Origin of the sequence: Xenorhabdus entomophaga (genome assembly GCF_037996725.1) — a bacterium.
GTDB lineage: Bacteria > Pseudomonadota > Gammaproteobacteria > Enterobacterales > Enterobacteriaceae > Xenorhabdus > Xenorhabdus khoisanae.
On the sequence record NZ_JBBMXH010000171.1, the window covers coordinates 1 to 4,627 of the forward strand.

At 37.3% G+C, this 4,627-nt stretch carries 6 protein-coding genes; all 6 read left to right on the forward strand.

Features of this window, described 5'->3' with window-relative positions; genetic code table 11:
• Window positions 1–109: 109 nt before the first annotated feature.
• Complete coding sequence (locus AAC854_RS21165) at window positions 110–1,945, forward strand: lipase family protein (protein WP_340618820.1); 1,836 nt, start codon at window positions 110–112, stop codon at window positions 1,943–1,945.
• Window positions 1,929–2,258, forward strand: a complete 330-nt coding sequence (locus tag AAC854_RS21170; protein ID WP_340618821.1) for a hypothetical protein — start codon at window positions 1,929–1,931, stop codon at window positions 2,256–2,258. Before AAC854_RS21165 ends, AAC854_RS21170 begins: the two co-directional genes overlap by 17 nt.
• Before the next feature lie 239 nt (window positions 2,259–2,497).
• On the forward strand, window positions 2,498–2,713 hold the full coding sequence (locus AAC854_RS21175; protein ID WP_340618822.1) for a hypothetical protein: 216 nt from the start codon (window positions 2,498–2,500) through the stop codon (window positions 2,711–2,713).
• 35 nt (window positions 2,714–2,748) lie between these two features.
• Entirely contained in the window at window positions 2,749–2,982 is a 234-nt protein-coding gene (locus tag AAC854_RS21180; protein ID WP_340618823.1) for a hypothetical protein, read from the forward strand.
• On the forward strand, window positions 2,966–3,742 hold the full coding sequence (locus AAC854_RS21185; protein WP_340618824.1) for a hypothetical protein: 777 nt from the start codon (window positions 2,966–2,968) through the stop codon (window positions 3,740–3,742). The genes AAC854_RS21180 and AAC854_RS21185 overlap by 17 nt, the downstream gene beginning before the upstream one ends.
• Window positions 3,743–3,881: 139 nt before the next feature.
• Window positions 3,882–4,520, forward strand: coding sequence for a hypothetical protein (locus tag AAC854_RS21190; RefSeq protein WP_340618825.1), 639 nt, complete (start codon window positions 3,882–3,884; stop codon window positions 4,518–4,520).
• Window positions 4,521–4,627 lie beyond the last annotated feature (107 nt).

The following is a 4,627-nucleotide window of genomic DNA, read 5'->3' on the forward strand; positions in this document are numbered from 1 at the left end:
TATATGTGGCAGCTCATCAAAAGAGTTAAGATTTTCTTGAATGCCGCTTCAGCAAATAGTTGGAAAGGAATAGGAAATATGAAATTCTCATAATTATGAAAAGTTATATATGCCCTATATTTTAAAAAATAGTAAAGTTGAGCGTCCGGGAACGACGGATGAAAACGGAATGATCCGAGAAGAAGAATTGCTTGCTTCTCCTTTACGTTTATTTCTCAGTGGGCAAAAACTTGCCGATGAAATGGAGAAACGACCATTACGAACATTGCGTGGTGAGTCTAATTCAACAGTAAAGCCAGATGCCGAATCCAAAGGTTATTCTTATCGTTATGCTGTCATTGGTGAGTTGTGTGACAAAGCCCCTGATATTGCAAAGTGGGAACAAGCTAAGTTTGGGCTACCTTATTACCATTTTCCGAAAGAAGATGAATTTAAAGGATTAGAGTTTTACGGTGAGGATTTTAATCAACGTCATGTGATTGAAGTCTGCCCGTTTAGAGTATGGTCTTTAATCCTAAAACATACACCAAACTACGATATAGTGAATGCGTATAACCTAGGACTCATGTCCTTATTGGTATATAAGGATGAAGTGATGGTTAACCCAGATTCTCAGGATATGAGGAAATTTATTAATACTCCCGATACAACCACTTCTTTTTTCTACCAGCAGTGCTTTGACTTATCAAAAACCCCTGTAATCAATGATCATTCCGTTTATCCCGCGATTGTAAACGATGTACCATTTAAAGAACGTTATCGACCGGCAATATTCCTGGATGTTAAACAAGTGAAAACACCTGAAACGTTTGAACATGATACTCAAATGTTTTTTGTTGAAAATGAAACGCAAATTATTGCGGCCTGGAGAGGGACGGCAAGCTCGAGAGATGCGTTGACGGATGGGACTTACCGCCCTATTCCATGCCCAGAGAATATTCTTCCCGGTGGAAAAGCCAAGGTTCATAAGGGCTTTTTAGAAGCGTATCAGTGCATGGAGAAATATTTTATAAATAGAATTAAAAGTATAAAAGATAAATCATACTCTGGGCTTAAAAAGTTATATATCTGTGGGCATAGTTTAGGGGGGGCTCTCGCTTTATTGCATGCCACAGAGCTAAGAGATAATAACCCGCTCCTTTATACTTATGGAATGCCTCGGGTCTTTACTGGAAGTGGAGTCAAAGCCTTAACGTCACTAAATCATTTTCGTCATGTTAATGATGCCGATACTGTAACGAGTGTGCCATTTGATACCAATATGGATAACTGGTTATTTGAAGTTTATGGGCCACTAGGAACCATTTTTGGCTTTAGCTGGACTTTGGCAACATTACCAACCATTCCAATACAAAAATCTCTCCCCGAGATTGGTGAGGTATATTATCACCAAGGAAATACCGTGAGCTTCTTTCAGGCGAGGCAAATCGGTGAAGAAAGAATTCCAAGTAAGAATGGAATCGGTTTTACGGGCAAAAAAAGATGGCGTATGAATGGTACCTATAAGTTTTATTTAGTTCCGAGCATAGCTAATTCGTTAGATAAAGGACTAGAGAATGAACAACAGAAATATGTGAACTCATTAAAGGGAGATAAGTCTGTTATCGATGAAATATTCCCACAATGGAATAATCCTGATTTAGATACGATTATGACGATGGCAACAGACCACTTTATGGGCAGTAAATATCAAGCCATTATAAATAATCAATTGCTCAGTTTCTTAGAGCCAACGAAGACGCCTAAGCTAATAGTTTCAAAAGGGAAATTTGATGAATTAATACATCATCAAGATGCCTATCTACCCAATGCAAAACGTAACACCACTTTTATGGCACTTGAAAATAAACTGTACGATGTTTTTAAACAAGAAGTTAATCAAGATGAATTATTGAAACATGCTCTTGAGCGATATAAGGAAAGTACCCATGAAATTTCTATGTAATAAAAACGTATTATTCTCCCTACTTGCTTTGTTTTTTATACAAGGATGCGCGCAAAGCAGATCATTCTCTCCGCCGATTAATGGAGAGCATGTTCATTTTATGGCAACGATTCCTGATGAGTTGGATGCCTTACCCATTTCAGCCATGTATCGTTCTAAAATTTGCCGCAAAGAACGCCGAACCGCGAATATGAAGTCGTATTCTGTTCCGGGTTTTCATCGTGCCACCTACCCTCTATCAATCGGCCAGTCAAATCAAGTTGAGGTCAGTGTCCCTAAGGAAGGGGGGGGGGGAAGTGTGATTGGAAACTGAGTAATATTACTTTCGAAGTAAAGCTGAAAGATACATCAAAAATTGCGCCTCTTATTGACGATAATTTTGGATTTAAAACAACATTTGTTATTGATGGTAATACACCACAAGAGTTCGATGGTGGATATATAAAAAATACAGGTAATTTAAATGAAGAGATTATTTTATTTCCTTTACTAAGAGAAAGGTTTTTTGGGGATCATAGTAAATCATTTTATTTGGTAGGAAAATATGATGTTATGACATATAAAATGAATAATGCTAGAAAAATTCATCTTAATGTCTTATATAAAAAAAACTTTTTGACTTATTGGCAGGGAGGGAAAAATAAGGATAGAGAAACATCAATGACTTATCCTGATGGAACAATAATATACAATGGTGATGTAACACCAGAGTTTGATAAATTAATGCGTATTCTTGAATCAAGAAACAGCAAACAGACTAAGATGTAGTCATTCAGACTTAATCTGACAGCTGCCCGCTTTGATTGAGTGCCTGTCAGGTTAAATTCGGAACGCCTAAGCTAGTCGCTTCAAAAGGGGCATTTGATGAGTTAATACATCATCAAGATGCCTCTCCACTGAGTGCAAAACGTAACACTACTTTTATGGCACTCGAAAATAAACTGCACGATATTTTTCAACAAGATGTTAACCAAGATGAATTATTGAAACACGCCCTTGAGCGATATAAGGAAGGCTCTAATGAAATCTCTATGTAATAAAAACGTATTATTCTCCCTACTTGCTGTGTTTTTCATACAAGGATGCGCGCAAAGCGGATCATTCTCTCCGCCGATTAATGGAGAGCATGTTCATTTTATGGCAACGATTCCTGATGAGTTGGATGCCTTACCCATTTCAGCCATGTATCGTTCTGAAATTTGCCGCAAAGAACGCCGAACCGCGAATATGAAGTCGTATTCTGTTCCGGGTTTTCATCGTGCCACCTATCCTCTATTAATCGGTCAGTCAAATCAAGTTGAGGTCAGTGTTCCTAAGGAGGGGGGAGGGAAATGTGATTGGAAACTGAGTAATATTACTTTCGAAGTGAAGCTGAAAGATACGTCAAAAATTGCGCCTCTTATTAACAATAATTTTGGATTTAAAACGACATTTGTTATTGATGGTAATGCACCACAAGAATTCGATGGCGGTTATTTAAAAATAAACGGGGATTTACATGAAAAAATAATTTTATTTCCCCTTCTAACAAAAAGCTTTTTAAGTGGCAATGAGAGTTCATTTTACCTTATAGGGAAAGACGATCCGTTAACGTATAAAACAGGAACGGCTAAAAACATTAATCTGAATTACATATATATAAAACAAATGCTTTCAATTTGGACTGGCAGAAAGAACAATGACATGCCATTTATGACATATCCTAATGGCGATATTGTTTCTGGCGAGGTTAGACCTGAATATGAAACGTTAATGCGTATTCTTGAATCAAGAAACAGCAAACAGACTAAGATGTAGCCATTCAGACTTAATCTGACAGTCGCCCACGTTGATTTAGTGACTGTCAGATTAAATAAACTGCACAATGTTTTTAAATAAGATGTTAACCAAAATGAATTATTGAAAAGCGCTCTTGAGCGATACAAGGAAAACACTCATGAAATCTCTATGCAATAAAAGCGTATTATCCTCCCTACTTGCTGTGTTTTTCATACAAGGATGCGCGAAAAGCGAATCATTTTCTCCCCCAGTTAATGGAGAGAATATTCATTTTATGGCAACGATTCCTGATGAGTTGGATGCCTTACCCATTTCAGCCATGTATCGTTCTGAAATTTGCCGCAAAGAACGCCGAACCGCGAATATGAAGTCGTATTCTGTTCCGGGTTTTCATGGTACCACCTACCCTCTATCAATCAGTCAGTCAAATCAAGTTGAGGTCAGTGTCCCTAAGGAGGGAGGAGGGAGGAGGGAGGAGGGAGGAGGGAAGTGTGATTGGAAACTGAGTAATATTACTGTCGAAGTAAAGCTGAAAGATACGTCAAAAATTGATCATCTTATTAACAAAAACTTTGGATTTAAAACGACATTTGTTATTGATGGTAATGCACCACAAAAATTTGATGGCGGTTATTTAAAAATAAACGGGGATTTACATGAAAAAATAATTTTATTTCCCCTTTTAACAAAACTCTTTTTAAATGGTAAGGAGTTTTCATTTGACCTTATAGGGAAAAACGATCCGTTAACGTATAAAACAGGAACAGCTAAAAACATTAACATAAATTACATGTAAGTCCTCAAGAGAAATTAATTGCAAATTTGTTGCCATAACTTCCCAATAACGTATTTAGCTCATGCTCCATTGTCTCTTTAGTCCAAGTGATAAAGCGTCGCCAGTGG